Origin of the sequence: Actinoalloteichus sp. AHMU CJ021, assembly GCF_002895405.1 — a bacterium.
Taxonomy (GTDB): Bacteria; Actinomycetota; Actinomycetes; order Mycobacteriales; family Pseudonocardiaceae; genus Actinoalloteichus_B; species Actinoalloteichus_B caeruleus.
In genome coordinates, this window is the sequence record NZ_CP025990.1 from 1,333,263 (window position 1) to 1,355,381 (window position 22,119).

Consider the following 22,119-nt stretch of genomic DNA (forward strand, 5'->3'; position numbering starts at 1 on the left):
TCGCGGGTCCGGTGCGCCCGCCGTCCGCGTCAGAACGAGCTCAGCTGCCGGCGGAGCACGTCCAGCCCCAGCCCTCCGAGCTCCAGCGCGCGGCGGTGGAAGGCCTGGAGGTCGAACTGGTCTCCCTGCCGCTGGCGGACCTCGTCCCTGGCCCGCAGCCACAGCCGCTCACCGAGCTTGTAGGCGGGCGCCTGCCCCGGCCACCCCAGGTAACGGTCGATCTCGTCCCGCACGTTCGTCGGGTCCTCGATGGTCCGGGTGAGCATGAACTCCAGGCCCAGCTCCGGGGTCCACCGCTCGCCGTCGTGGAAGCCGTGACCGGCGGGGATCTCCAGCTCCAGGTGCATCCCGATGTCGACGATGACCCGGGCGGCCCGGAACAGCTGCGCGTTGAGCATCCCCAGCAGATCCCCGTCGTCGGACAGGTAGCCGAGCTCCCGCATCAGGCGCTCCGCGTACAGCGCCCAGCCCTCCCCGTGGCCGGAGGTCCAGCACATCAACCGCTGCCACTGGTTGAGGTTCTCCGACTGGTCCACCGCCGTCGCGACCTGGAGGTGGTGGCCGGGGACGCCCTCGTGGTAGACGGTCGTCACCTCACGCCAGGTGGAGAACTCCTCCTTGTCGGCGGGAACCGACCACCACATCCGGCCTGGCCGGCTGAAGTCCTCGTTCGGACCGGTGTAGTAGGCGCCGTTCCCCCCGCCGGGGGGAGCGATCCGGCACTCGAGGTCCATCAACCGGTCCGGGATGTGGAAGTGCTTGCCCCGCAGCTCCGCGAGCGCGGCGTCCGACAGCTGCTGCATCCACCGCTGGAACGCGTCCTGCCCGTGCACCCGGTACCGGGGGTCGTTGTCCAGTGCCCCGGCCACCTCGGCGAGGGTGCCGCCCGCCTTGATGCGGCCAGCGACCTCCTTCATCTCGGACTCGATGCGGATGAACTCCTCCCAGCCCCACTGGTAGGCCTCCAGCAGGTCGAGCTCCGCTCCGATGAAGTAGCGGGACCACAACTGGTAGACGTCCCGCCCCACCGCGTCCTTCCTCGGGGCGAGCGGGGCGAGGTCCTCACGCAGGAAGCGGGCCAGCTCGCCGTAGGCCTCCGAGGCCGCGCGGGCTCCCTCGGCGAGGTCGGACCGCAGCGCGTCGCTCGTGCCCGGCACCGCGTCGGCACCCGCCACCAGCGAGCCGAAGAAGGAGGGCGTTCCCCGCTGGCCGGCCCAGGTCTCGCACTGCTCGGCGGTCCTGGTCACCTGCCGGAGCGCCGACACCCTGCCGTCCTGGGCGGCCTTCGTCAACGAGGCCCGCAACCCGGACAGCGTCTCCGGCACCGCGCTCAGCCGCGCCGAGATCATCGCCCAGTCCTCCGCCGTCGCGGTCGGCATCAGGTCGAACACCTGCCGCACGTCCTGCACCGGGCTCGCGGTGACGTTGAGGGCGGACAGGTCCAGCCCGGCGTCGTGCAGTTCGACCTGGAGGCCGACCCGCTCCTCGAACGCCTCCTTGGCGACCCGTTCCCCCGCGTCGACCGGTTCCGCCGCCCGCACCGAGGCCAGCGCCGCCCTGGCCAGCTCGCCCCGCCGCTCGTAGCCCTCGGGGGAGAAGTCCGTCAACCTGTCGTCGTGGCCGCCGACGCCCATGAAGGTCGCCTCGATCGGTTCGAGCGCGGCGTGTTCCTCGACGTACCTGTCACTGAGCCGGTGCACACCCTGCGGGCTGGAAGACATGGCTGGCACGCTACCGCGCGACCCCGGCGTTCCCCCATCCGGTTTGCACGTGACGAACACCCTCCGCGAGCGGCGAGCATCGTTCAGGCGACACCCTGGCGGGATTGGGAGACGCGCCGCCGGCACCCTGTGGGGGACGGTCCACAGCGCGCGGACCCCCGGGGGTAGCTGGCACGATGACGCAATGAACCCGGTGCCTCGATCCTCGCTTGCCCGATCGGGACGGCTGCTGACCGCCGCGGTGTTGGCGCTGGTTGGCCTGGTTCTCACCGGTTGTCTCCGGGTTGACGTGTCATTGGAGGTCTCCGAGAACGCCAGGGTCTCCGGGCACGCCGTGGTGGCCGTGCGTCCCGTGCAGGTCGGCGACGTCGGGCCGCAACTCCAGGCGCCCGCCAAGCTGGACGCCAAAGTGGAGTCGGAGCCCTACGACGCGGACGGTTACGTCGGAACCCGACTGACCTTCTCCGAGCTGACCACCGAAGAGTTCCGCCAACTGGTGGAAGGGGGCCCGTGGGCCGACCGGTACCGGCTGACCGTCCGGCAGGTGAACGAGACCCTCTCCGTGCACGGCTCCCTCGACCTGACGCAGATCCCCCGGGAGGAGGCGGACCTCGCGGTGGTCGCCGAGTTCCCCTACGAGGTGGGCCGCACCGACGGTGACGTGGAGGGCACCCGGGTCAGCTGGTCGCCGGAACCAGGTCGCGTCTACAACCTGAACGCTTCGGTGCGCTCCTCCGGCCAGGACTCGGTGTGGACCCAGGGTGTGGTGATGATCGGCGGGCTCACGGGGAGCGCGACGGTGTTCGTGCTGATGATGGCGTTGATCTCCCGGCGCCGCAGCAGGATGCTCCCGGCCGGCGAGACACCGTTCTGATCCGCCCCCGGCTCCGGGGCGTCCCTCCCGGGCCGTTCGGGTTCGCGCGTCGGCCCGCGCGCACGTCGCCTCAGACCCGGGTGGGCGCCAGTCCGAGTCGGCCGATCACCTCACGGGTGGCCGTGGACCTGTTCAGGGTGTAGAAGTGCAGACCCCGCACCCCCTCGGCCAGCAGTCGTTCGGACAGCTCCGTCACCACGTCGATCCCGGCGGCGCGGAACGCCTTCGGGTCATCCCGGTGGGGGGCCAACCGGCGTTCCAGGGACGGCGGGACTCCCGCACCGGACAGCTCCACGGTCTTGTCCAGGGTCCGGACGGTGGTCAGGGGCATGACACCCGGCAGCAGCGGGGCGTCGCAGCCCCGGCTGGCCAGCCGGTCGCGGAGCCGGAGGAAGTCGTCGGCCTCGAAGAACAACTGGGCGATGGCGAAGTCGGCGCCCGCCCTGATCTTGCCCACGAGGTGGTCGGTGTCGGTGTCGAGGTCACCCGACCTCGGGTGCCCGTAGGGGAAGGCGGCGACGCCGACGCAGAAGGGGCCGAGCGAACGCACCAGCCGCACCAGCTCCGAGGCGTAGGTGATGCCCTCCGGGTGCGCGACCCACTCGCCGAGGGGATCACCGGGCGGGTCACCTCGGACGGCGAGGACGTTGTGCACCCCCACCGCCGCGTACCAGCCGACCACGTTCCGCAACTCGGCCAGCGAGTGGTTGACGCCGGTGAGGTGCGCCATCGGGACCAGCGTCGTCTCCTGCGCGATGCGGCCGGTGGTGCGGATGGTCCGGTCCCTGCTGGACCCGCCCGCCCCGTAGGTGATGGACACGAACGCCGGGTCGAGTGGCTCCAGCTCCCGGACGGCGCGCCACAGCTGCCGCTCGCTGGCATCATCCCTTGGGGGGAAAAACTCCACCGAGAACACCGGCCTGTCCGTACGGAGCCGATCCACCACCGCCGTCATGACTCTCAGGTTACGGATTCACGACTAGGCGTGGTACCCGTCGTCGCGCTCGTCCGCATGGTGGGAGCGCCCTGTTGGCGGGCCACGAAGGCCCTGATCGGTGGAACGAGGGAACGGCCCTCGCGTACCAGTACGTGGACTCCCCTGCCCCACCGCCACCGCGCGCGGTGAACGCGCCGCCCGGGTCCACCCCCCAGGTTCGTCACCGTCGTGGCCCCTCGCGGAGGATGACCGGGTGCAGCACTTCAGAAACGGACGGGACGAGTCCGGTCGAGACCTGATCACCGCCGTCCACGGCGCGCTGGAGGAGTTCCTCCACGACAGGAGGGCCACGGTCGCGCTGGCGTCCGCGGAGTTCGCCCAGGCGGTGGACGCGCTGTCCGGGCTGGTGCTCGGAGGCGGGAAACGGGTCCGCCCCACCTTCGCCTGGTGGGGCTGGCGGGCGGCGGGCGGCGACCTCACCTCACCGGGCACCGAGGCCGTGGTGAGGGCGGTGAGCAGCCTCGAACTCATCCAGGGCTGCGCGCTGGTGCACGACGACCTGATGGACGACTCCCCCCTGCGTCGCGGCCGGCCGACCGTGCACGTGTCCTTCGCCGACCACCACCGCCGGGAGGGCTGGCGAGGGGCTCCCGAGCGGTTCGGGATGGCCAGCGCCGTGCTGCTGGGGGACGTCGCCCTCGCCTGGGCCGACGACATGTTCTTCGGATCGGGCCTGTCGGCGGAGGCCCTGGCCCGATCGCTGCCGGTGTGGCACGCGATGCGCAGCGAGATGCTGGCCGGCCAGTACCTGGACATGCTCAGCCAGGTGCGCGGCGACGAGGACGCGGAGACGGCCCTGCACGTCAACCGGCTCAAGTGCGCCGCTTACACGGTCGAGCGGCCGTTGCACCTCGGCGCGGCGATCGCGGGCGCGGAGCAGCCGGTCGTGGACGGGTTGCGGCGGTTCGGAGCCGACATCGGCATCGCCTTCCAGCTGCGGGACGACCTGCTCGGGGTCTTCGGGGACCCCGAGGTGACCGGCAAACCAGCCGGGGACGACCTCCGCGAGGGCAAGCGGACCCTGCTCGCCTCCGCCGGCCTCCGGCTGGCGGAGGAACAGGGGCGGACGGACGCGCTGGCCGAACTGCGGGGCGTCATCGGCGACCCCGAACTGGACGCGGACCGGGTCGCGGCGACCCGCGCCCTCCTCCTCGAACTCGGCGCGGTCGACGAGGTGGAGGCCCGCATCGACCAGTACACCGACTCCGCCCTGCGGGCGCTGACGGACACCTCCGTCACCGAGGAGGCCAGGGGTCGGCTGACGGAACTGGCGGTGTCGGTGACCAAACGGGACCAGTAGCCGGCCCCCGCTCCCGCTCGCTCGGCCCGCACCCGGGGGTGCCGTGGGGAACGCCACGCGGCTGGTCCTCGCCCGCACGGTTGCGGCGCCGAGGGGAGGTGCCTACCGTCGTCGCCGCACGTGAGGAGCACCCGGCACGGCTGCTGCGGCCGGCGGCACCCCTGCCGTGGTCGGCGGGCCGGCCGCCGCCGGGACGCCCTCACCGGGGACACCGCGACGGGGAGGGAGTCGATGGGCGCGGGCCGACGGCCGAGCAGGCTGGGCCAGTACGGGATCCGGCGACGTCTCCGCGCGGTGCCCACCTGGCTGGGGGCCGCGCTCCGGGGGGCGGGTCCGGAACGGGACGTGCTCGTCCAGGCGGCGAAGACCGCGCTCGCCGCCACCCTCGCCTGGGTGATCGCCGAGCACTGGCTGAACCTCCCCCAGTCGTTCCTGGCCCCGTACGCCGCGATGTTCATGGTGTCGGCCACCGTCTACCGCTCGGTGACCGGCGCGCTCCAACAGGTGGCCGCCGTGGGCCTCGGCCTGGTCCTGGCCTTCGTCGTCGTGCGGCTCGTCGGCCCCGAACTCGCGGCCCTCGCGGTGATGGTCGCCGTCGGCGTCCTGCTCGGCCGCTGGCGCGGGTTCGGGGAGAACGGCCAGTGGGTCGCGGCGACCGCGCTCCTGGTCTTCACCTACGGCATGGCCGCCGACGCGACGATGTTGGGGATCCGGCTGGCGGAGACGGCGGGCGGGGCCGCGCTGGGGGCGCTCATCAACATACTGATCCTCCCACCCGTCCACCTCAGGGACGCCAGGACCGCCATCGAGTCCCTCGCCTCCGCGATGGCCGACCTCCTGGAGGAGTTCGCCGGAACCCTCCACGAGGGCGGGTGGCGGTCCGGCCAGGTGGACGACTGGTGCCACCGGGTGGACGGCCTGGACCGCCGCATCCGCCGGGCCGAACGGGCCGTCTCCTGGCAACGGGAGAGCACCCGGTTCAACCCCCGGCCGAGGATCGGTCGGCGACGGCGCTCCGAGCCCGTCCCACCGGACCTCACCTCCGTGCTGTCCACCCTCCGCCACCTGGAGTACCCCCTGAGCGAGCTGGCGGACATCGCCCCGTCCGTCGGGGACCGGGACGCGGACCCGGGCCCCGGTTCGGCGCTCGCGGAACCGTGGGGCGACGCCGTCGCGGGTGTCGCCGAGGCGGTGCGCCACCTCGCGGACGGGGGCTCCTGCGGGACCCGGACCGAGGAGTGCGCGGTGCGGCGAGCGGTGGACCGCGCGCACGCCCTGGCCGAGCGGCTCGACGACCAGCCGCCACGGCCCCGGGTGTGGGCCGGCACCGGAGCGCTGCTGCACGCGGTGGACCGGATGATCACCCAACTGGAGCCGCACTGCCAGTGCGAACGGCCGGACGAGGCCGGCCGTTCGCCGCTCGTCACCCGGGGCTGAGCCCTTCCCGGAAGGCCGGCGCCCGCACCGCCCGGGCACCGCGCCCCGGCGGCCTGCCTCGGGGGCGTGCGTGCGAGCCGACCAGGAACGATCACATATCGGTCAGATCGCGCAACGGAGCGATACCCCGCTGTGGGAACATAAGCCGAAATGTCCACGCCATCGTTGCCCCGATCCAGCCCCGCGCCCGACACCTCCGCGGCGGCTGCCCAGCCTCCCCTACTCCGGCGCCGGAGCCCGGATCCCGAGGCCACGCGTGACTCCCCTGACCGGCCCGAACGGCGTTCGCTGGGTCGGCGGCTCCGCGCCTTCCGCAAGCTGCTGCCGCTGCGCATCGTGCTCCTGGGAGTGCTCGGCTCCGTGGCGATGGCGCTCGGCGCCGTCGGCGCGGCCGGCGTGCTGCACCACGACCCGCTGCTGGCCAACTCCGGGTGGAGCTGGGTCCGCTTCGGTCACGGCCAGGACCTGGCGAACGCCCTCCTGTACGTGGGCCTGGGCCTCGCGGTGTGGGCCTGGGTCCGGTTGGGCCGCGAGGTCCGCATCGAACGGGTCGGCTCGCACGGTGTCCTGGCGGCGGTGATCGCCTGGACACTTCCGCTGGTCTTCGCGCCACCGCTGTTCAGCCGCGACGCCTACAGCTACCTGGCGCAGGGCAACCTGGCCGCGCACGGCCTCGACCCCTACCAGGAGGGCCCCTCCGCGCTGCCGGGTCCACTCGCGGAGAACGTCAGCTGGGTCTGGCAGAACACGCCCGCGCCCTACGGTCCGCTGTTCATCCTCCTCGCGAAGATCATCGTCATCATCACGGGCGGGAACCTGATCCTGGGTGTCATCGCGACGAGGCTCGCGATGATCGTCGGCCTGGCCATGATCTGTTGGGCGGTCCCGGGGTTGTCCCGCCACCTCGGTGGGCGGACCGCCGTGGCGCTGTGGATCGTGGCGGCCAACCCGCTCATGCTGGTGCACCTGGTCGGTGGACCCCACAACGACCTGTTGATGGTGGGTCTCCTGGCGGCGGGTGTGCTGCTGGTACTCGACCGGCGCCACCTGACCGGGATCGTGGTGGTGACGCTGGCGGCCGCGGTCAAGGCCACCGCGGCGATGGCGCTGCCCTTCCTCGTCTGGGTCTGGGCCCAGCGGCTGTCGGGGTCGTTGCGGGTCAACTTCGTCAAGACCGCCCTGGCCGGCGCGAGCGCCTCGATCGCGACGTTCACGGTCTGCACCCTGGTCGCCGGGGTGGACCTGGGCTGGATCAGCGCGCTCCAGACCTCGTCGATCATCGTGAACTGGTTGTCGATCCCCACGGCGGTGGCGCAGCTCGCCCACCTGGTGACGGGGTGGTTCGTCTCGGTGCCGCTGGGACCGTTCCTGGCCGTCACCCGGACGGTGGGCATGGTGACCCTGTTGGCGGTCGTCGTGTGGCAGTGGTGGAAGGCGCGGGTCGGCGGGTCGGAGGCCATCCGCCGGGCGGCCCTGACGATGCTGGCGGTCGCGGTGCTGTCCCCGGCGACCCTGCCGTGGTACTTCAGCTGGCCACTCGTGCTGGCGGCGGGCCTGGCGTGGACCGGGGCGGGGATGGTCGCCATGGTCTGCGCCTCGGTGTGGCTGCTGCTCGTGACCTTCCCCGACGGTGACACCGCGCTGTACTCGTGGCTCTACCTGCTGGGAGCGCTGGCGGTGTCGGTGTTGGCCGCGGTGTCGCTGGTACGGCCCGACCCCCTGCGGCTGTCGACGAAGCGGCCGGACGCGATGCCCAGGACCCCCTGACCGGACCGGAGCCCCGCCAGGGTGGCGGGGCCGGTCACCGGTGCGGTGCGGACCGGTCAGAACGCCATGGCCTGCGCCCGGCGCTTGACCTCGCGGCCCCGGTTGCCGCGCAACGCCTCGATCGGGGTGCCGGGCAGGGTGTCGTCCTCGGTGAACAACCAGCGGAGGATCTCCTCCGAGGAGTAGCCGCCGTCCCGGAGCACCGTGACAGTGCCGGGCAGCCCCTTCACCACGCCCTGGTCGTCGACGAGGGCGGCGGGTACCACGGCGATCCGGTCTCGGCGCAGGGCGAGCAGGTGACCGTCGCGCAGGAGCTGGTGCACCCGGGTCACCGGTACGCCCAGCCGCTCCGCGATGTCGGGCAGCGGCAGTGCTTCGACCTCCGGCGCGAGAACGTCGGAGGCGGTGGGGAACTCACTCACGGGAGCAACCCTGCCATACCCCCACCGTGATGCCCTGCGTTGGTTGCTCCCGTCCCCTCCGTACGATCGGGAGTTGTGAACCAACGGGGGGTGGATCTCACCGGGGCGACCCTGGAGGGCCGTTACCGGGTGGAGAGCGTGCTGGCCCGCGGTGGCATGTCCGTGGTCTACCGCGGTGTGGACACCCGGCTGGAGCGGCCGGTGGCGATCAAGGTCATGGACCACCGCTTCTCGGCGGACCGGACCTTCGTCGAACGCTTCGTGCGGGAGGCGCGGGCGGCCGCGCGGCTGCACCACCCCGCCATCGTCTCGGTGCACGACCAGGGGGTGGACCACAGCCCCACCGAGGACCACGTGTTCCTCGTGATGGAACTGGTCGACGGTGGCACCCTGCGGGAACTCCTCCGCCAGGACGGGGAGCTCCCGGTCCCCCTCGCGTTGAGCGTCCTGGAACCCGTGCTGAGCGCGTTGGGAGCGGCCCACGGGGCCGGGATGGTGCACCGGGACGTCAAGCCGGAGAACATCCTCATCGGACCGAACGACGCGGTGAAGGTCGCGGACTTCGGTCTGGTGCGAGCCGTGTCGGACGCGAAGCTCACCAGCGACAGCACCATCCTCGGCACCGTCGCCTACCTCTCGCCGGAACAGGTGGAGACCGGGGTCACCGACTCCCGGGGGGATGTCTACTCGGCGGGCATCGTGCTCTACGAGATGCTGACGGGGCGGCCCCCCTACACCGGCGACAGTCCGCTGTCGGTGGCCTACCGGCACGTCAACAGCGACGTTCCACCTCCGAGCGAGGCCGTGCCCGGGATCCCGCCCGCGCTCGACGAGCTGGTCCTGCGGGCCACCAGCCGGGATCCCGCCCGCCGACCGGCGGACGCGACGGCGTTCCGGGACGAGCTGCTCCGGGTGCGGGACGCGCTGGGCGTGCGGCGGGTACCCGTGCCCGTGCCCACCGCCGTGTGGACGCCCCCGCCGACGATCTCGACGGCGACCCCCTCCTCGGACGGTGGCGCGCCCCCCTCACCCGACGGCCCGCCCACGGAACGCATCCCCGTCACCCCTCCCGCCGGTCAGCACACCCAGCCCGGCCCGCCTCCCCCGCCGCATCCCGGGCCGGCTGGCGGCGGTCCGATCGGCCCCCAGGGGACCCGGGCGCTGAGCCGGGACGAGTACGCGAGCGGCCAGTACGGCCGTCCGCACGGCGCGGAGCACGCCGGCCACCCCACCGCCCCACCGACTCCCCCCGGCGGTCAGCGCCGCGGCCCGGTCCAGGACCCGTACTCGACCCAGCGCCGCCGGTCCCGGCGGTCCTTCGTGATCTGGATGGCGATCGTCACGGTCCTGGCGCTCGTCATCGGCGTCGCGGCGTGGTGGTTCGGGAGCGGGCGGTGGACCAGCGTTCCCGACCTGCGAGGGATGTCCCACGCCGACGCGGTCGCTGCCCTGGAGGAAGCCGATCTCGTGCCCAGTCTCGACCACCAGTTCCACGACTCGGTGGAGTTGGGCCAGGTCTTCGACACCGGTCCGGAGGGCGGCGCCGAGGCGTTGCGCGGCAGCCGGGTGCGGGTGCTGGTGTCCAAGGGGCTGCCGGTGGTTCCCGAGGTGGCGGTGGGGATCTCCCTCGACGAGGCCAACGAGCTGGTGGAGGACGCCCGGCTGACACCGGTGAGGGACGAGGGCCTCGACCAGTTCAGCGAGGAGATCGCCGCCGGGGATGTCCTCGGCCTCGATCCCGAGGCGGGCACCGAGATGGCGATCGGCGGCGAGGTCCGGGTCGTGCTGAGCAAGGGTCCCCCGCCGGTGCCCGTCCCCGACGTCACCGGCCAGACCAGGGACGAAGCCGTGGACACCCTCACCTCGGCCGGTTTCGAACCGGACGTGCGGGAGGAGTTCGCCGAGGGCGTGGAGGCCGGGCGCGTCATCCGCACCAGTCCGGACCCGGGCACCGAGATGCTGTTGGGCGAGGACAACCGGGTCGAGGTGGTGGTCTCCAACGCCGTCCAGGTACCGGACGTGACCGGGCGCCGTGTCGACGAGGCACGGCGGGACCTGGAGGACGCCGACTTCGCGGTGGAGGTCGACTCGTGGTTCGGCGAGGAACGGGGCCGGGTCTTCGGGCAGTCCCCGCCCGGTGGGGCGTGGGTCGAGCCCGGGTCGACCGTCACGCTGAACAACTTCCCGATCTTCTGATCGAGACCGGATCGGTGTGGAAAACGGCAGTTGACAGGAGGTACACCCCGTATGCTCACCGAGAGCACACGGCGTTTCGAGGCAGGGAGCGCATGATCGGTAACCGTGGTCGGGTGACGGGCAGGATCGGTCCCGGACTGGTCGGTGAGGTCATGATCCACGTCCGGGGTGGCGTGGAGGCCTTCTACGCCTACCCCGCGCGGCCAGACGCGGTGATCGAGCCGGGGAACCAGGTCCTCGTGGTCGACTTCCAGCCACCACGCAACGTGTACGTGGAACCCTGGCAGTCGATCGGCTGAGGGTGACCTGCCGGCCACCCCACGATGTCGGCAACCGATCGCCGCGCCTCCACGTCTCATCCACGCCGTGCTCCGCTTGGCAGGGAATCGTCGTTCGAGACATGGGGGTGAGCCAGTCGTGCAGGAACAGGTCCTGTATTCGGTGGCCGCGGTCGTCATCGGTCTGCTGCTGCTGTTCGTGCTGTTCCGGGTGCTGTGGAAGGTGGCGGAGCCGAACGAGGCGCTGATCATCTCTGGCCTCGGGACCGGGGGGAACACCAAGTCGCGCCCGGACAGCATGGGATTCAAGATCATCACGGGCAAGGGGACCCTGGTCATCCCCGGTTTCCAGACCGCGCGCCGGTTGTCACTGGACACCCACGGCGCCAACCTCCAGGTGTCCTGCGTGACCCAGCAGGGGCTCCCGGTGACCGTGCGCGCGGTCGTCATCTACAAGGTGGGTGACGACTTCGTCTCGATCGCCAACGCGGCGCGGCGGTTCCTGGACCAGCAGAGCGGGATGAACAACACCATCCACGAGCTGTTCGCCGGTCACCTGCGTTCCATCTGCGGCGGCCTCACCATCGAGGACCTGATCCACAACCGCGACGCGCTCACCGGAGCCGTCCGCCAGTCCTCCGCGGACGAGATGAGCAAGCTCGGCCTCGTGGTCGACTCCCTCCAGATCCAGGAGATCGACGACGAGTCGGGCTACATCCTGAACCTGGGCAAGCCGCACGCCGCGGCCGTCGCGGCGTCCGCGAGGATCGCCGAGGCGCAGCGGGACCAGGAGGCCACCGAGGCGGAGCAGGCCGCCCAGGCCCGCAAGGCCGCCGCCGTGCGGGAAAGCCAGATCCAGCAGGCTGGGTACCAGGCGGAGGTCGACCAGGCGAGGGCGAAGTCGGGGCAGTCCGGCCCGCTGGCCGAGGCCACCGCCCGCCAGGAGGTCGTCGTCCAGGAGACCCGGGCGGCCGAGCTGGAGGCGAACCTCTCCGAGCAGCGGTTGCTCTCCGAGATCAGCAAGCCGGCCGACGCCAAGGCCTACGAGACCAGGACGATCGCCGACGCCGAGCGGGACGCGCGGATCGCGCGGGCCCAGGCCGAGGCGAAGGAGACCGAACTCCGCGCCGCGGCGGACGCCACCAGGGTGAAGACCGCCGCCGCCGCGCAGGCCGAGGCGACCAGGGCCCGGGGTGAGGCGGAGGCCGCCGCGACGAAGGCGACCGGTGAGGCGGAGGCGGCCGCCGCCCGCGCCAAGGGCCTCGCGGACGCCGAGGCCGCGCAGGCCAAGGGGCTCGCGGAGGCCGAGGCGATCAAGGCACGCGCCGCCGCCCTGGCGGAGAACCAGGAAGCCGTGGTCGCGCAGCAGCTCGCGGAGAACTGGCCGGAGATCGTCCAGGCCGGGGCGACCGCCTTCGGCAACGTGGACCACATGGTGGTGCTCAACGGCGCCGAGGGCGTCGGCGACATGTTCGGGAAGGCGCTGTCGCTGGGCGGCACCGGTCTCGGGCTCGCCCGCACGCTGATGCGCGCCATGCAGGACGAGGACGGCAAGGCCGAGACCCCCGTTGTCGGTTCCGACGGCGCGACGGCGGGCGGTTCGGTGCAGAACATCCCGGTGGACCGGAGCCCGGTTCGGCACACCGACTCCTGAGCACACCGGTCGTCCCGCACCGGCGGTGGCCCCAGCCACCGGCCCGAGCGGCGGGTCGGCCTCCCGGGTCGGCCGGCGCGGCCGGTCCCACCTGGGCAGCACACGCGGGCGCCCCCGGAACCTCCCGGGGGCGCCCGTCGCCGTTGTCGACGGTCCTCACTCCGACGTGTCCCGCCGGGGACGCTCGGTCCGCTGCACCTCGGTCAGGGCATCGGGGTCGTCGTCGGCGGGCGGCTCCGCCTCCAGTGCCTCCTCGGCCCTCGTCGGGCGGTTCGCCTGCATCATGCTCCTGGTCTCCGCCTTCAACTCCTCGTCCCGCTTCGGTCCGTGCCGGTCACTGCCCCGTTGCATCAGTGGTCCTCCTTGTCGGGGTCGCTCACCACGTCGGTGAGCGAGACGGGCGCTGGTCGTTCACCGCGCCGCGTAGCGAAGCAGTCCTCCCACCTCCGTCGGTACCGTCTCGTCCTCGTCGAACAGGTGCACGTGGGCGCCGGTCAACGCCGCCGCCGCGACCACCGCCGCGTCGGCGCGTTCGGTGGTGACCTCCTCCTCCGGCAGACCGAGCTCCTCCCGGTCCACCGCGACCTGGCTGTGCTCGGGGCCCACGTACACCCGCTGCTCCAGCCCGGTGGACCGGAGCAGGACCGTGTCCATCCGGCCCTCGCGCAACGCGGTGAGCACGGGACGGAGCCCGGACAGCGCCCGGCCGCTCCCCCGGCCCAGCTCGGCGCGGAACTCCTCCAGGGCGTCCCGGGTGTCCTGGGCGACCCTTTCCCGCAGCAGTGCGCGGATCTCGTCCTCCAGGGCCTCGGTGTCCGTACCCTCCGCTCGGCCGCCGACCTCGGTGCTGACGGCGCGCTGTTGGCTGTTGGGGGGCAGCGCGGCGAGGACCTCGTTCCTGGCCCGCACCTCGCCGGCGACGAGGACCAGCCCGGCGCCGCTCCGGCGCACGAGGCGGTCGATCTCCTCGGCGATCTCACCGGCGTTGCGGGCGGCGGTGTCCTCGACCCGCTGTTGGGCCCGGTGGTGCGACCACCCCAGGCCCCGCACCTTGTGCACGGGATGGGTCTCGCCCTCCACCGTGTGCTCCGCCCGCAGCGTCGCGTTGCGCTCGTAGAGCCGCAGGTCCGCGCCGATCCGGTCGACCACCGCCACCACGAGCGGGGCCCCGGGGGCGGAGTCGGCGAGCACGGGCAGCACCTGGGGCAGCGGGGACCACCGCGCGTAGGGCAACGCCGGCGGCTCACTGACCTCCTCGTCCAGCAGCACCTCGCCGTCCGCCGCCACGAGCACCCTGCCCGCGGCGCCGACCGCCGGCTGGGCGGTGCGCAGCGCCTCCTCCAACGCGTCGATCGTGGGCCTGTCGGCCAGTTGGTCCTCCAGCTCCTCCCGGGCCTCCCGCCACCGCAGTTCGATCTCCTGACGTGCGTTCTCGGTGCTCCTGGTGACGTCCAGGTACACCGACGCGACCGGCCCCTCGGCCTGTGCCAACTCGCGAACCAGGCCTGTCTCCATGTTCACAACCTCCTCGGCGCGGGCGTCCGTTCGTCCTGCCGAGTGGGGTGGTCCGTTCGCGGTGCGACACCGCGCCGGTCCGACCCACACCCCTTTCCCGACGCCTACCCCGTCCGGCCGCCACTCACACGCCCGGTTGCCGCGCCACCGGGACACCCCGCCCCGAGGGGAGGGCCCTGAGCAGGGGAGAACCGACCGAACGGCGGTGCCGAGCCCGGCCAGCCGTCGCGGAGCGTGCCAGTTCCGCCCGCTGGGTACCCCGCTGGCGAACGGGCCGACGCGGCTGGACGGGAGGACACCACTCGTCGCGCCCGGCGGACCTGACGAACCACGAGAGGGAGACATGATGAGCGCCAGCGCTTCGGAGGAGCCGTGGCAGGAGATCCCCGACGTCCACCAACCGGGCCCGGACAACGACGAGCCGCTGAGCGTCAGCGAGCAACTCGACGAGGACGACCTCGACGTCGACCCGCTGGAGGAGGGCGTGGAACCGCCGGAGGACTGGTCGGAGGCGAACCGCTTCGGCACGACGCCGAGTGAGCAGCGGGCCGGGGAGGGGTTGGACGCCCGGCTCAACGAGGAGGTGCCGGACGTCGGACCGGTCGACGCGCCCGACCGCGGCCGCGCGGAGACACCGGCGGAGGAGGTGGACGAGCTCCCCCCTGACGACGAGTTCCCGGACGAACCCGCCCAGCGGGAAGGCGTGGTGCTCCAGGGGGACGTCGTCGACGACAACGGGTTCGCCGCCGAGGACGTCACCGGACGGACCGCGCAGCGGACGGACGCCACCGAGGAGGGCGCCATCCGGGTCGAGCCCGAGGAGTAGGGCCAGGCGCGCCCCGTCCCCGGGGCCCCTGGTGTGGGTGTGGGCGCGCTGGGTACGAGGAAAGGACAAGTGGAGGAACGCATCGCGAGTGTCCCCCGGCGTGGCGGGCGCCCCCGGACGGGTGTGGCGCGCGATGCGGGTGAGGACCGGGAGGGAGTGGCAGGTGAGCCGACTCGGACAGCCAGAGCAGGAACAGGACTTCCCCGGCAGCTCGGAGGCGATGGAGCCCGGGCCGAGGGACCGCATGGCCGACTACGTGGGACGAGGCCTGCTCGCCGGGCGCAAGGCGCTGATCACCGGCGGCGACTCGGGGATCGGCCGGGCGACCGCCGTGGCCTTCGCCAAGGAGGGCGCCGACGTGGCGGTGGCCTACCTCTCGGAACACGAGGACGCCGAGGTGACCCGCCAGCTCGTCGCCGACGAGGGACGCCGCTGCGTGCTGTTCCCCGGGGATCTGGCCGACCCGGCGCACTGCCGGGAGACCGTCGAGCAGACGGTCCAGCACCTGGGTGGCCTCGACCTGCTCGTGAACAACGTGGCCGAGCAGGAGCCGGTGGACTCCCTGGAGGAGATCTCGGACGAGGCGTGGCTGCGCACCTTCGCCACGAACATGCACAGCTACTTCCACGTCACGAAGGCGGCGCTACCGCACCTGCGTGAGGGCAGCGCGATCATCAACACCGGGTCGGTCAACGGGCTGCGGGGGAACGCGACGCTCATCGACTACGCCGCCACCAAGGGGGCCATCCACGCCTGGACCCGGTCGATGGCCCAGTCCTTGGTCGACCGGGGCATCCGGGTGAACTGCGTGGCGCCCGGCCCGGTGTGGACGCCGCTGATCCCGGCCACGCTCGGTTCGGAGCGCACGGGATCCTTCGGGGGGCAGGTGCCGATGGGGCGACCCGCGCAGCCTGACGAGATCGCGCCGTCCTACGTGTTCTTCGCCGCCCCCGCGCTGTCCTCGTTCTACACGGGGGAGGTCCTGGCGCCGCTCGGTGGGGAGATCATGCCGAGCTGACGGGCTCCCCGGGCACCGGCTGGCGGCCAGCGGCCGCCAGCCGGTGTGGTGTCAGGGGTCAGTTCCGGCCCAGCACCTCGAGCAGCACCTCGGGGTGGTCGGTGATCACGCCGTCGACCCCGTGGGAGACGGCGGTGCGCATGTCCGCCTCGTCGTTGACGGTCCACACGTTGATCGCCATACCCAGTTCGTGGACCCGGTCGACCAATGCGGGATCGGTGTCCCGGAAGCGGGGGTTGGCCTGCTCGGCCCACCTGCTGGCCGCGACCAGCTCGGCCTCGCTGGGACGCGAGCCGAAGAGCAGCCCCACCGGGACGACACCGAGCCGCTGGTGGAAGGCCCGCATCTGCTCGTGGTCGAAGGACTGCACGACCAGGGTGTCCCCGCGCACCGCACTCCACAGGTAGTCGGGCATCGACCGCAGCTCGCGGGCGATGTCCGCGCCCAGCCCCTCCACTCCCTCGCAGACCTTGACCTCCAGCAGCAGGCCGGTGCCCGGGTCCAGTTCGCGGACGGCCTCCCGCAGTGTGGGCACCGGCTCCCCCGCGAACTCGGGCCCGAACCACGAGCCGGCGTCGAGCCTGGACAGCTCGGCCAGGGTGAGGTCGGCGACGGCGTAGGAGTCGCGGTCCGGGAAGACGTCCGCCGCGTCGGTGGTGCGGTCGAGCGTGCAGTCGTGCATGAGCACGATCTCCCCGTCGGCGGTGCGCTGGACGTCGATCTCCACGTGGTCGGCGCCGATCTCGTCGGCCGCGCGGATCGCGGCCAGGGTGTTCTCCGGTGCCGTCCCGGACGCTCCCCGGTGCGCGACGACCTCCGGGCCAGCCGTGCCGGGCACGGTCCCGCCGGGGAGGTGGGCCGGGTCGGCCGCCGCGGCCGAGGTGGGGGCGAGCAGTGCCGCGCCGACCAGCGCGGCGACCGCGACCAACCCGCCACGGCCCGCCGTCGAGCGGCGTGGCGCGGCGGAGTCCCGGTCCCGCCGGGTGTCGTCGCCTTCGGACAGCCAGTACGCCATGCGATCCCTCCAGGAGTGCGGTGGTCTCGGTGGATGGTCACCGTCCGGGGTAACCGGAAAGTGATCGCGACCCTACCGGCAGTTGACCATCGCCTCCCACCTCCAGTGGATGCTCGCCGAGCCGGGTGGGTGCGCCCTCCCACGGACGGCACCCGGCCGGCTGGTCCCGACGGGGACCCGGCCCCCGGCCGGGGGACCGAACTCGGCGCCGTTCGGGCGTGGTCGGGTCTGGCCGTGCCCGTCGGCGGGATCGGGCACGCCGGTCCAGGACTCGCCGGCGGGGACTCGGCGGGCGGAAGGGCGCGCCGGGCGGGAGCTCCCGCGCGGCGGTCTCAGGCCTCGGCGACCAGGCGGCGCAACTCGTCGAAGCTCGGGAGGAAGGCATCTCCCGGGCACTGCGTCACCTTCCAGTCACGGTGACCCGAGATCACCGGCATCCCGCGCACCGCGCCGGTCACCGGGTCCGTCCAGTTCGTGGTGCCCAGCGGATCCAACGAGCACCAAGAGCACAGGGCGGCGAGCACCCGCACGAGGCTGTCGACGGCGTCGCGCGCGGGAGCCGAGGCGGAGAAGTCCCCGACCAGGCAGACCCCGACGTTGCCCCTGTTGTAGCTGGCGACGTGGCCCGCCGTCACCGCCAGGGGCGCGCCGAGCTGGGGGTCCCGGTCGAAGACGGGGAAGCCGTCGGTACCGGACACCCGTCCCTCGTAGATCCGGCCCTTCGGGTCGATCAACAGGTGGTAGCCGATGTCGCCCCACCCGTTGCTGACGGCGTGCAGCCGGTAGACGTGCCGGATGTCGGCGGCGTGGTCGGCGGAGGGCGCGATGGCGGTGTGGTGCACGGTGAGCACCTGCGGGCGGGTGAACTCCTGCTGCCACAGTTCCTCCCCGCCGGCGCCGAACCGCAGGCTCTCGTCCGCTCCCCACCCGGCACGGCTGACCACGCCCAGGCTCGGGCCCGCCTCCCCGGACAGCGTCAGGTCCTCGACCGGATCGTCGCGCCCCTCGACGCCGCCCTCGAAGGCCAGCACCGTCGCGGCGTGGTGACCGGCGGGCAACCGCACCTCCACCGACCGGGTCGTCGGGGGCACCGCCACCAGCGTCGAGGTGCGGGGTGGCAGCTCGTCCCGCCCGTCCTCCACCACGGCCAGCTGGCGCCAGTCCCCCGAGGGGAGCGGGCGAACGGCCCCGGCGTCCGTGCCGGTCAGCGGCCCGTCGAAGAGCAGGCCCACCCGGCTCGTGCCCTCGGTGAGGGGCACCCGCTGCCCGTCACCCACCCCGGCCAGGGCCGTGGGTGGTGGGGCCGCGTCCCCACCGGTGGCGCCCAGGGCACGCGGTACCCCCAGCGCCATCGCGCCCGCTCCGAGCAGCACACCGGTCAGCAGATCACGTCGTGTGGCCATGACTCTCCTCAGGACGGCGTTCGTCCGGGCGAGCAGTCCCGAACCCCGGGTATCAGAGTCAACGACGAGCGGCGGGCTCCCGCAAACGCGCCACGACGGGCTTAGACACGAAAGAGGGATGGGACGTCGGTCCGTGTCGGACCGACGTCCCACCCCTCGCGGTGCCGCGCCGGCGTCCGCACCGCCGGCGCCAGGGCACGGGATCAGGCGCGCAGCATCTCGGCGATCAGGAACGCGAGTTCCAGTGACTGCTGGGTGTTCAGGCGCGGGTCGCACGCCGTCTCGTACCGGCCCGCCAGGTCGGAGTCGGAGATGTCCTGGGCACCGCCCAGGCATTCCGTCACGTCCTCGCCGGTCAGCTCGATGTGGACGCCCCCGGGGTAGGTGCCCAGCGCCCGGTGCACCTCGAAGAAGCCCTGCACCTCGTCGACCACCCGATCGAAGTGCCGGGTCTTGTACCCGGTCACGGACTCGACGGTGTTGCCGTGCATCGGGTCGCACTGCCAGATCACCTGGTGACCGGTGGCGGTGACCTTCTCCACGATCGCGGGCAGCACCTCCCGCACCTTCGTGCTGCCCATCCTGCTGATCAGGGTGAGCCGGCCGGGCTGGTTCTCCGGGTCGAGCCGCTCCACGTACTCGACCGCCATCTCCGGCGTGGTGGACGGCCCGATCTTGAGGCCGATCGGGTTCGCCAGCAGCTCGGCCAGGGCGATGTGCGCGCCGTCGAGCTGCCGGGTGCGCTCACCGATCCAGAGGAAGTGGGAGGACAGGTCGTAGAGCTTGCCGTTGTCCAGCCGGAGCAACGCCCGCTCGTAGTCCAGCAGGAGCGCCTCGTGGCTGGAGAACACCTCCACCGTGTGCAGGTTGGTGTCCCGGACGCCGCAGGCGGACATGAACCGGAGTCCCCGGTCGATCTCGCCGGCCAGCGCCTCGTAGCGCTCGCCGGCCGGGGAGTTCAGCACGAAGTCCTTGTTCCAGTCGTGCACCCGGTGCAGGTCACCCATTCCGGCGGAGGTGAGGGCGCGGACCAGGTTCATCGTCGCCCCGGCGTTGGCGTAGGCGCGGATCATCCTGGACGGGTCGGGTACCCGGGCCTCGGGCGTGGCCCGGAGCGAGTTGACGATGTCACCCCGGTAGGAGGGCAGGCCCAACGCGTCGGTCGGCGAGGACCTGGGCTTGGCGTACTGGCCGGCGATGCGGCCGACCTTCACGACCGGCAGGCTCGCGCCGTAGGTGAGGACGACGGCCATCTGCAGCAGGGTGCGGATGTTGGCCTTGATGTGTGGTTCGGTGTTGTCCGCGAAGGTCTCGGCGCAGTCGCCGCCCTGGAGCAGGAACGCCTCGCCCCTGGCCACCTCGGCCAGGCGCTGGTGCAACAGGTCGACCTCGGCGGCAACCGTGATGGGCGGCACACTCTCCAGCACCGCCCGCACCTGGCGGACGGCCTCGGGATCCGGCCACTCCGGCTGCTGGGCGGCCGGCCTGGCCAACGCGGCGTCCAGCTGGTCGCGCAGCTCGGCCGACAGCGGCGGGAGCTCGGGCAGGGTCTCCACCGGCACGTCAACGGTCCAATTCACGGCAGCCAGCTTAGCGGCTACCGACGGTGGCCCGTCCGGACCGAGACGGCGGTGGGGGGAACGGTCGGTGAGCCCGGCCACGCCCAACCGGCCCGGGAGGCACCACGAGCACGGGCGGAAGCCGGACGACCACGTCGCCTCTCCCACCCGTGCTCGGCGATACCACCCGAAAGGGCTAGTTGCCCTTCAGGATCAGCCGAAGAACACCTCGGCCTCGGCGTAGCGCTCCGAGGGCACCGTCTTCAGGCTCTCGGTCGCCTCGGACAGCTTCACCCTGACGATGTCGGTCCCGCGCAGCGCGACCATCACGCCGAACTCGCCGTCGGTGGCGGCGTCCACCGCCTGGAGGCCGAACCGGGTGGCGAGCACCCGGTCGTAGGCCGTCGGGGTGCCGCCGCGCTGGACGTGGCCCAGCACGACCGCCCGGGACTCCTTACCGGTCCTGGCCGCGATCTCGTCGGCCAACCAGGTACCGACGCCGCCGAGCCGGACGTGCCCGAAGGCGTCCTTCTCGCCGGTCTGGAGCACCTCGGCGCCGCCCTCGGGCATCGCGCCCTCGGCGACCACGATGATGGGCGCGTACTCCCGCTCGAAGCGGCGCTCGACCCAGCCCACGACCTGGTCGACGTTGAACGGCTTCTCCGGCACCAGGATGACGTTGGCCCCGCCGGCGAGCCCCGAGTGCAGGGCGATCCACCCGGCGTGCCGGCCCATCACCTCGACGACGAGCGCCCGGTGGTGGGACTCGGCCGTGGTGCGGAGCCGGTCGATCGCCTCGGTCGCGATGTGCACGGCGGTGTCGAAACCGAAGGTGTAATCCGTGGCGTTCAGGTCGTTGTCGATCGTCTTCGGCACGCCGACCACGCCCACACCGTCGTCGGTGAGCTTCTTGGCGACCCCGAGGGTGTCCTCGCCCCCGATGGCGATCAACGCGTCCACCCCCTCCTCGGCCAGGGTGCGCTTGATCGCCTCGACGCCGCCGTCGACCTTGTAGGGGTTGGTCCTGGACGACCCGAGGATGGTGCCGCCCCTCGTGAGGATGTCCTCGACCTCGTCCAGCCCGAGCGGTTTGGTCAGCCCCTCGATCGGACCCTTCCACCCGTTGCGGAAGCCCACGAAGTCGTGCCCGTGGACCTCGACGCCCTTGCGGACGACGGCCCGGATGACCGCGTTCAGGCCCGGACAGTCGCCGCCTCCGGTGAGCACCCCGATGCGCATTTGCTCGACTCGCCTCCCTTGAAGACCCGGCGACGGGCCCGCCCGGTCTCCTGCTCGAACGCCCGTCGCCGGAAGCTGTGCGGCCACGCTGCTACCGCGTGGCTGACATCACTACGGGAGAGAGACTGCCATGCGCTGGATCGGTGCAGCAACGGGGCTTGGGGATCTTCCCGGTCCCCGCCGACGTCCTCGGGGCCCACCGGGGCCGCAACGGGGACACCGCCCGCTCCCGGGCGGCGAGCCGGGACGCCCGCCTCCCAGGGCGGGGACGGCGGTGTCGGGCGGTGCCTGGTCGGTTTCGGACCGTCAGGGGTGGGCCGGGGCTCGGTCAGCTCGCGCGGCGGCCCACGAACGAACGCCACCGCTCGTCGATGACCCGCCACCGCTCCCGGTTGTGCCGGGCGTCGGCGAGGGCGTCGTGCGCGTCGTCCGGGGGTGCGGGCAGCCGGGGACGGCCGACGTCCTCCCACCGCTGCCGCAGGTCCCTCGTGAAACGGGGGAGCTGAGGGGGCAGGGCCGGCATCGCACCCCAGAGCTGGGCGAGGACGACGTGGTCGTAGGCCGCGTACCAGGCCCACAGCTCCACCTCACCCGGCCCGGACTCCGGGCCGGTCAGGAACTCCAGCAGCTCGGCCCGGATGCGGGAGCGGTCGCGCCACACCGGGCTGGCGGGAGGCGGCAGCTTCGACAGGACGTTGTTCCGGACCCAGGTACCGGCCCGTCCTGGGTCGAACTCGGTGGAGACGGCGTAGAACTCACGACCGTTCTCATCGACCACCCCGATCGACACCAGGTCGATGGTGACCCCGTCCTCGATGAACTCGCAGTCGTAGAAGTACCGCACCCGCCCACCCTAGGCGGGCCCTTACCCGATCGGGGCGAGGGGGCGGAGACGCCC

19 protein-coding genes are annotated in these 22,119 nt (G+C 72.5%); 9 read left to right on the forward strand and 10 right to left on the reverse strand.

The features are described 5' to 3' along the window. Positions 1-29: 29 nt before the first annotated feature. On the reverse strand, positions 30-1,721 hold the full coding sequence (locus tag C1701_RS05345) for a DUF885 domain-containing protein (RefSeq protein WP_030225630.1): 1,692 nt from the start codon (positions 1,719-1,721) through the stop codon (positions 30-32). A gap of 184 nt (positions 1,722-1,905) precedes the next feature. On the opposite strand from C1701_RS05345, the gene C1701_RS05350 reads away from it, so the two are divergent. Beyond that, positions 1,906-2,595, forward strand: a complete 690-nt coding sequence (locus tag C1701_RS05350; protein ID WP_051313796.1) for an LppM family (lipo)protein — start codon at positions 1,906-1,908, stop codon at positions 2,593-2,595. A 70-nt stretch (positions 2,596-2,665) separates the two neighbouring features. Here C1701_RS05350 and C1701_RS05355 read toward each other — a convergent pair whose 3' ends face one another. Beyond that, positions 2,666-3,550, reverse strand: coding sequence for a methylenetetrahydrofolate reductase (locus C1701_RS05355; RefSeq protein ID WP_026418254.1), 885 nt, complete (start codon positions 3,548-3,550; stop codon positions 2,666-2,668). Positions 3,551-3,785: 235 nt separating this feature from the next. Between C1701_RS05355 and C1701_RS05360 the strand changes: the two genes are divergently transcribed. The 3 genes from C1701_RS05360 (at position 3,786) to mptB (ending at position 8,096) form a co-directional block, all read left to right on the forward strand. Further along, a complete protein-coding gene (locus tag C1701_RS05360; protein ID WP_051313795.1) occupies positions 3,786-4,892 on the forward strand; it encodes a polyprenyl synthetase family protein in 1,107 nt (368 codons plus the stop codon). Positions 4,893-5,123: 231 nt separating this feature from the next. Next, positions 5,124-6,329: an FUSC family protein gene (locus tag C1701_RS05365; RefSeq protein WP_337662157.1), complete on the forward strand. Its 1,206-nt coding sequence runs from the start codon at positions 5,124-5,126 to the stop codon at positions 6,327-6,329. 150 nt (positions 6,330-6,479) lie between these two features. Beyond that, positions 6,480-8,096: a polyprenol phosphomannose-dependent alpha 1,6 mannosyltransferase MptB gene (mptB, locus tag C1701_RS05370; protein ID WP_026418252.1), complete on the forward strand. Its 1,617-nt coding sequence runs from the start codon at positions 6,480-6,482 to the stop codon at positions 8,094-8,096. 56 nt (positions 8,097-8,152) lie between these two features. Here the strand turns inward: mptB and C1701_RS05375 are convergent, their stop codons facing one another. Further along, complete coding sequence (locus tag C1701_RS05375) at positions 8,153-8,518, reverse strand: Rv2175c family DNA-binding protein (protein ID WP_026418251.1); 366 nt, start codon at positions 8,516-8,518, stop codon at positions 8,153-8,155. A gap of 75 nt (positions 8,519-8,593) precedes the next feature. Here C1701_RS05375 and C1701_RS05380 point away from each other — a divergent pair, with 75 nt between their 5' ends. From C1701_RS05380 to C1701_RS05390, 3 genes are all read left to right on the forward strand, one after another. Continuing rightward, positions 8,594-10,714 carry a Stk1 family PASTA domain-containing Ser/Thr kinase gene (locus tag C1701_RS05380; RefSeq protein WP_337662158.1) on the forward strand — a complete coding sequence of 707 codons (2,121 nt, stop codon included), beginning with the start codon at positions 8,594-8,596 and terminating at the stop codon, positions 10,712-10,714. Between the two features lie 92 nt (positions 10,715-10,806). Further along, entirely contained in the window at positions 10,807-11,013 is a 207-nt protein-coding gene (locus C1701_RS05385; RefSeq protein WP_026418249.1) for a hypothetical protein, read from the forward strand. 118 nt (positions 11,014-11,131) lie between these two features. After that, positions 11,132-12,646, forward strand: a complete 1,515-nt coding sequence (locus C1701_RS05390) for an SPFH domain-containing protein (protein WP_026418248.1) — start codon at positions 11,132-11,134, stop codon at positions 12,644-12,646. 156 nt (positions 12,647-12,802) lie between these two features. Here C1701_RS05390 and C1701_RS05395 read toward each other — a convergent pair whose 3' ends face one another. Next, positions 12,803-12,997, reverse strand: coding sequence for a hypothetical protein (locus tag C1701_RS05395; protein WP_035272859.1), 195 nt, complete (start codon positions 12,995-12,997; stop codon positions 12,803-12,805). A gap of 60 nt (positions 12,998-13,057) precedes the next feature. Further along, positions 13,058-14,161: an Rv2629 family ribosome hibernation factor gene (locus C1701_RS05400; protein WP_103055634.1), complete on the reverse strand. Its 1,104-nt coding sequence runs from the start codon at positions 14,159-14,161 to the stop codon at positions 13,058-13,060. 343 nt (positions 14,162-14,504) lie between these two features. On the opposite strand from C1701_RS05400, the gene C1701_RS05405 reads away from it, so the two are divergent. Both C1701_RS05405 and C1701_RS05410 read left to right on the forward strand, forming a co-directional pair. Then, positions 14,505-14,987, forward strand: a complete 483-nt coding sequence (locus C1701_RS05405; protein WP_103055635.1) for a hypothetical protein — start codon at positions 14,505-14,507, stop codon at positions 14,985-14,987. Between the two features lie 133 nt (positions 14,988-15,120). Then, entirely contained in the window at positions 15,121-16,005 is an 885-nt protein-coding gene (locus C1701_RS05410; protein WP_051313832.1) for an SDR family oxidoreductase, read from the forward strand. 58 nt (positions 16,006-16,063) lie between these two features. Here C1701_RS05410 and C1701_RS05415 read toward each other — a convergent pair whose 3' ends face one another. From C1701_RS05415 to C1701_RS05440, 5 genes are all read right to left on the reverse strand, one after another. Then, the gene (locus tag C1701_RS05415; RefSeq protein ID WP_051313790.1) at positions 16,064-17,020 is read right to left on the reverse strand and encodes a glycerophosphodiester phosphodiesterase; all 957 of its coding nucleotides are present in this window, start codon (positions 17,018-17,020) and stop codon (positions 16,064-16,066) included. 332 nt (positions 17,021-17,352) lie between these two features. Then, positions 17,353-18,423, reverse strand: a complete 1,071-nt coding sequence (locus C1701_RS05425; RefSeq protein WP_103055637.1) for a peptidoglycan recognition protein family protein — start codon at positions 18,421-18,423, stop codon at positions 17,353-17,355. Between the two features lie 203 nt (positions 18,424-18,626). Further along, the gene (locus C1701_RS05430) at positions 18,627-20,003 is read right to left on the reverse strand and encodes a class II 3-deoxy-7-phosphoheptulonate synthase (protein WP_026418243.1); all 1,377 of its coding nucleotides are present in this window, start codon (positions 20,001-20,003) and stop codon (positions 18,627-18,629) included. Positions 20,004-20,195: 192 nt separating this feature from the next. Next, positions 20,196-21,221 carry a 6-phosphofructokinase gene (locus tag C1701_RS05435; protein WP_026418242.1) on the reverse strand — a complete coding sequence of 342 codons (1,026 nt, stop codon included), beginning with the start codon at positions 21,219-21,221 and terminating at the stop codon, positions 20,196-20,198. Positions 21,222-21,549: 328 nt separating this feature from the next. Then, the gene (locus C1701_RS05440) at positions 21,550-22,065 is read right to left on the reverse strand and encodes a polyadenylate-specific 3'-exoribonuclease AS (protein WP_026418241.1); all 516 of its coding nucleotides are present in this window, start codon (positions 22,063-22,065) and stop codon (positions 21,550-21,552) included. Positions 22,066-22,119: the final 54 nt, after the last annotated feature.

Excerpts from the sequence above, each read along its gene's own strand:
- C1701_RS05385 (WP_026418249.1), top strand. The coding sequence starts at position 10,807 with ATGATCGGTAACCGTGGTCGGGTGACGGGCAGGATCGGTCCCGGACTG.
- C1701_RS05345 (WP_030225630.1), bottom strand. The coding sequence starts at position 1,721 with ATGTCTTCCAGCCCGCAGGGTGTGCACCGGCTCAGTGACAGGTACGTC.
- C1701_RS05410 (WP_051313832.1), top strand. The coding sequence starts at position 15,121 with ATGCGGGTGAGGACCGGGAGGGAGTGGCAGGTGAGCCGACTCGGACAG.
- C1701_RS05365 (WP_337662157.1), top strand. The coding sequence starts at position 5,124 with ATGGGCGCGGGCCGACGGCCGAGCAGGCTGGGCCAGTACGGGATCCGG.
- C1701_RS05415 (WP_051313790.1), bottom strand. The coding sequence starts at position 17,020 with ATGGCGTACTGGCTGTCCGAAGGCGACGACACCCGGCGGGACCGGGAC.
- C1701_RS05395 (WP_035272859.1), bottom strand. The coding sequence starts at position 12,997 with ATGCAACGGGGCAGTGACCGGCACGGACCGAAGCGGGACGAGGAGTTG.
- C1701_RS05355 (WP_026418254.1), bottom strand. The coding sequence starts at position 3,550 with ATGACGGCGGTGGTGGATCGGCTCCGTACGGACAGGCCGGTGTTCTCG.
- C1701_RS05350 (WP_051313796.1), top strand. The coding sequence starts at position 1,906 with ATGAACCCGGTGCCTCGATCCTCGCTTGCCCGATCGGGACGGCTGCTG.
- C1701_RS05425 (WP_103055637.1), bottom strand. The coding sequence starts at position 18,423 with ATGGCCACACGACGTGATCTGCTGACCGGTGTGCTGCTCGGAGCGGGC.
- C1701_RS05405 (WP_103055635.1), top strand. The coding sequence starts at position 14,505 with ATGATGAGCGCCAGCGCTTCGGAGGAGCCGTGGCAGGAGATCCCCGAC.
- mptB (WP_026418252.1), top strand. The coding sequence starts at position 6,480 with ATGTCCACGCCATCGTTGCCCCGATCCAGCCCCGCGCCCGACACCTCC.
- C1701_RS05435 (WP_026418242.1), bottom strand. The coding sequence starts at position 21,221 with ATGCGCATCGGGGTGCTCACCGGAGGCGGCGACTGTCCGGGCCTGAAC.
- C1701_RS05400 (WP_103055634.1), bottom strand. The coding sequence starts at position 14,161 with ATGGAGACAGGCCTGGTTCGCGAGTTGGCACAGGCCGAGGGGCCGGTC.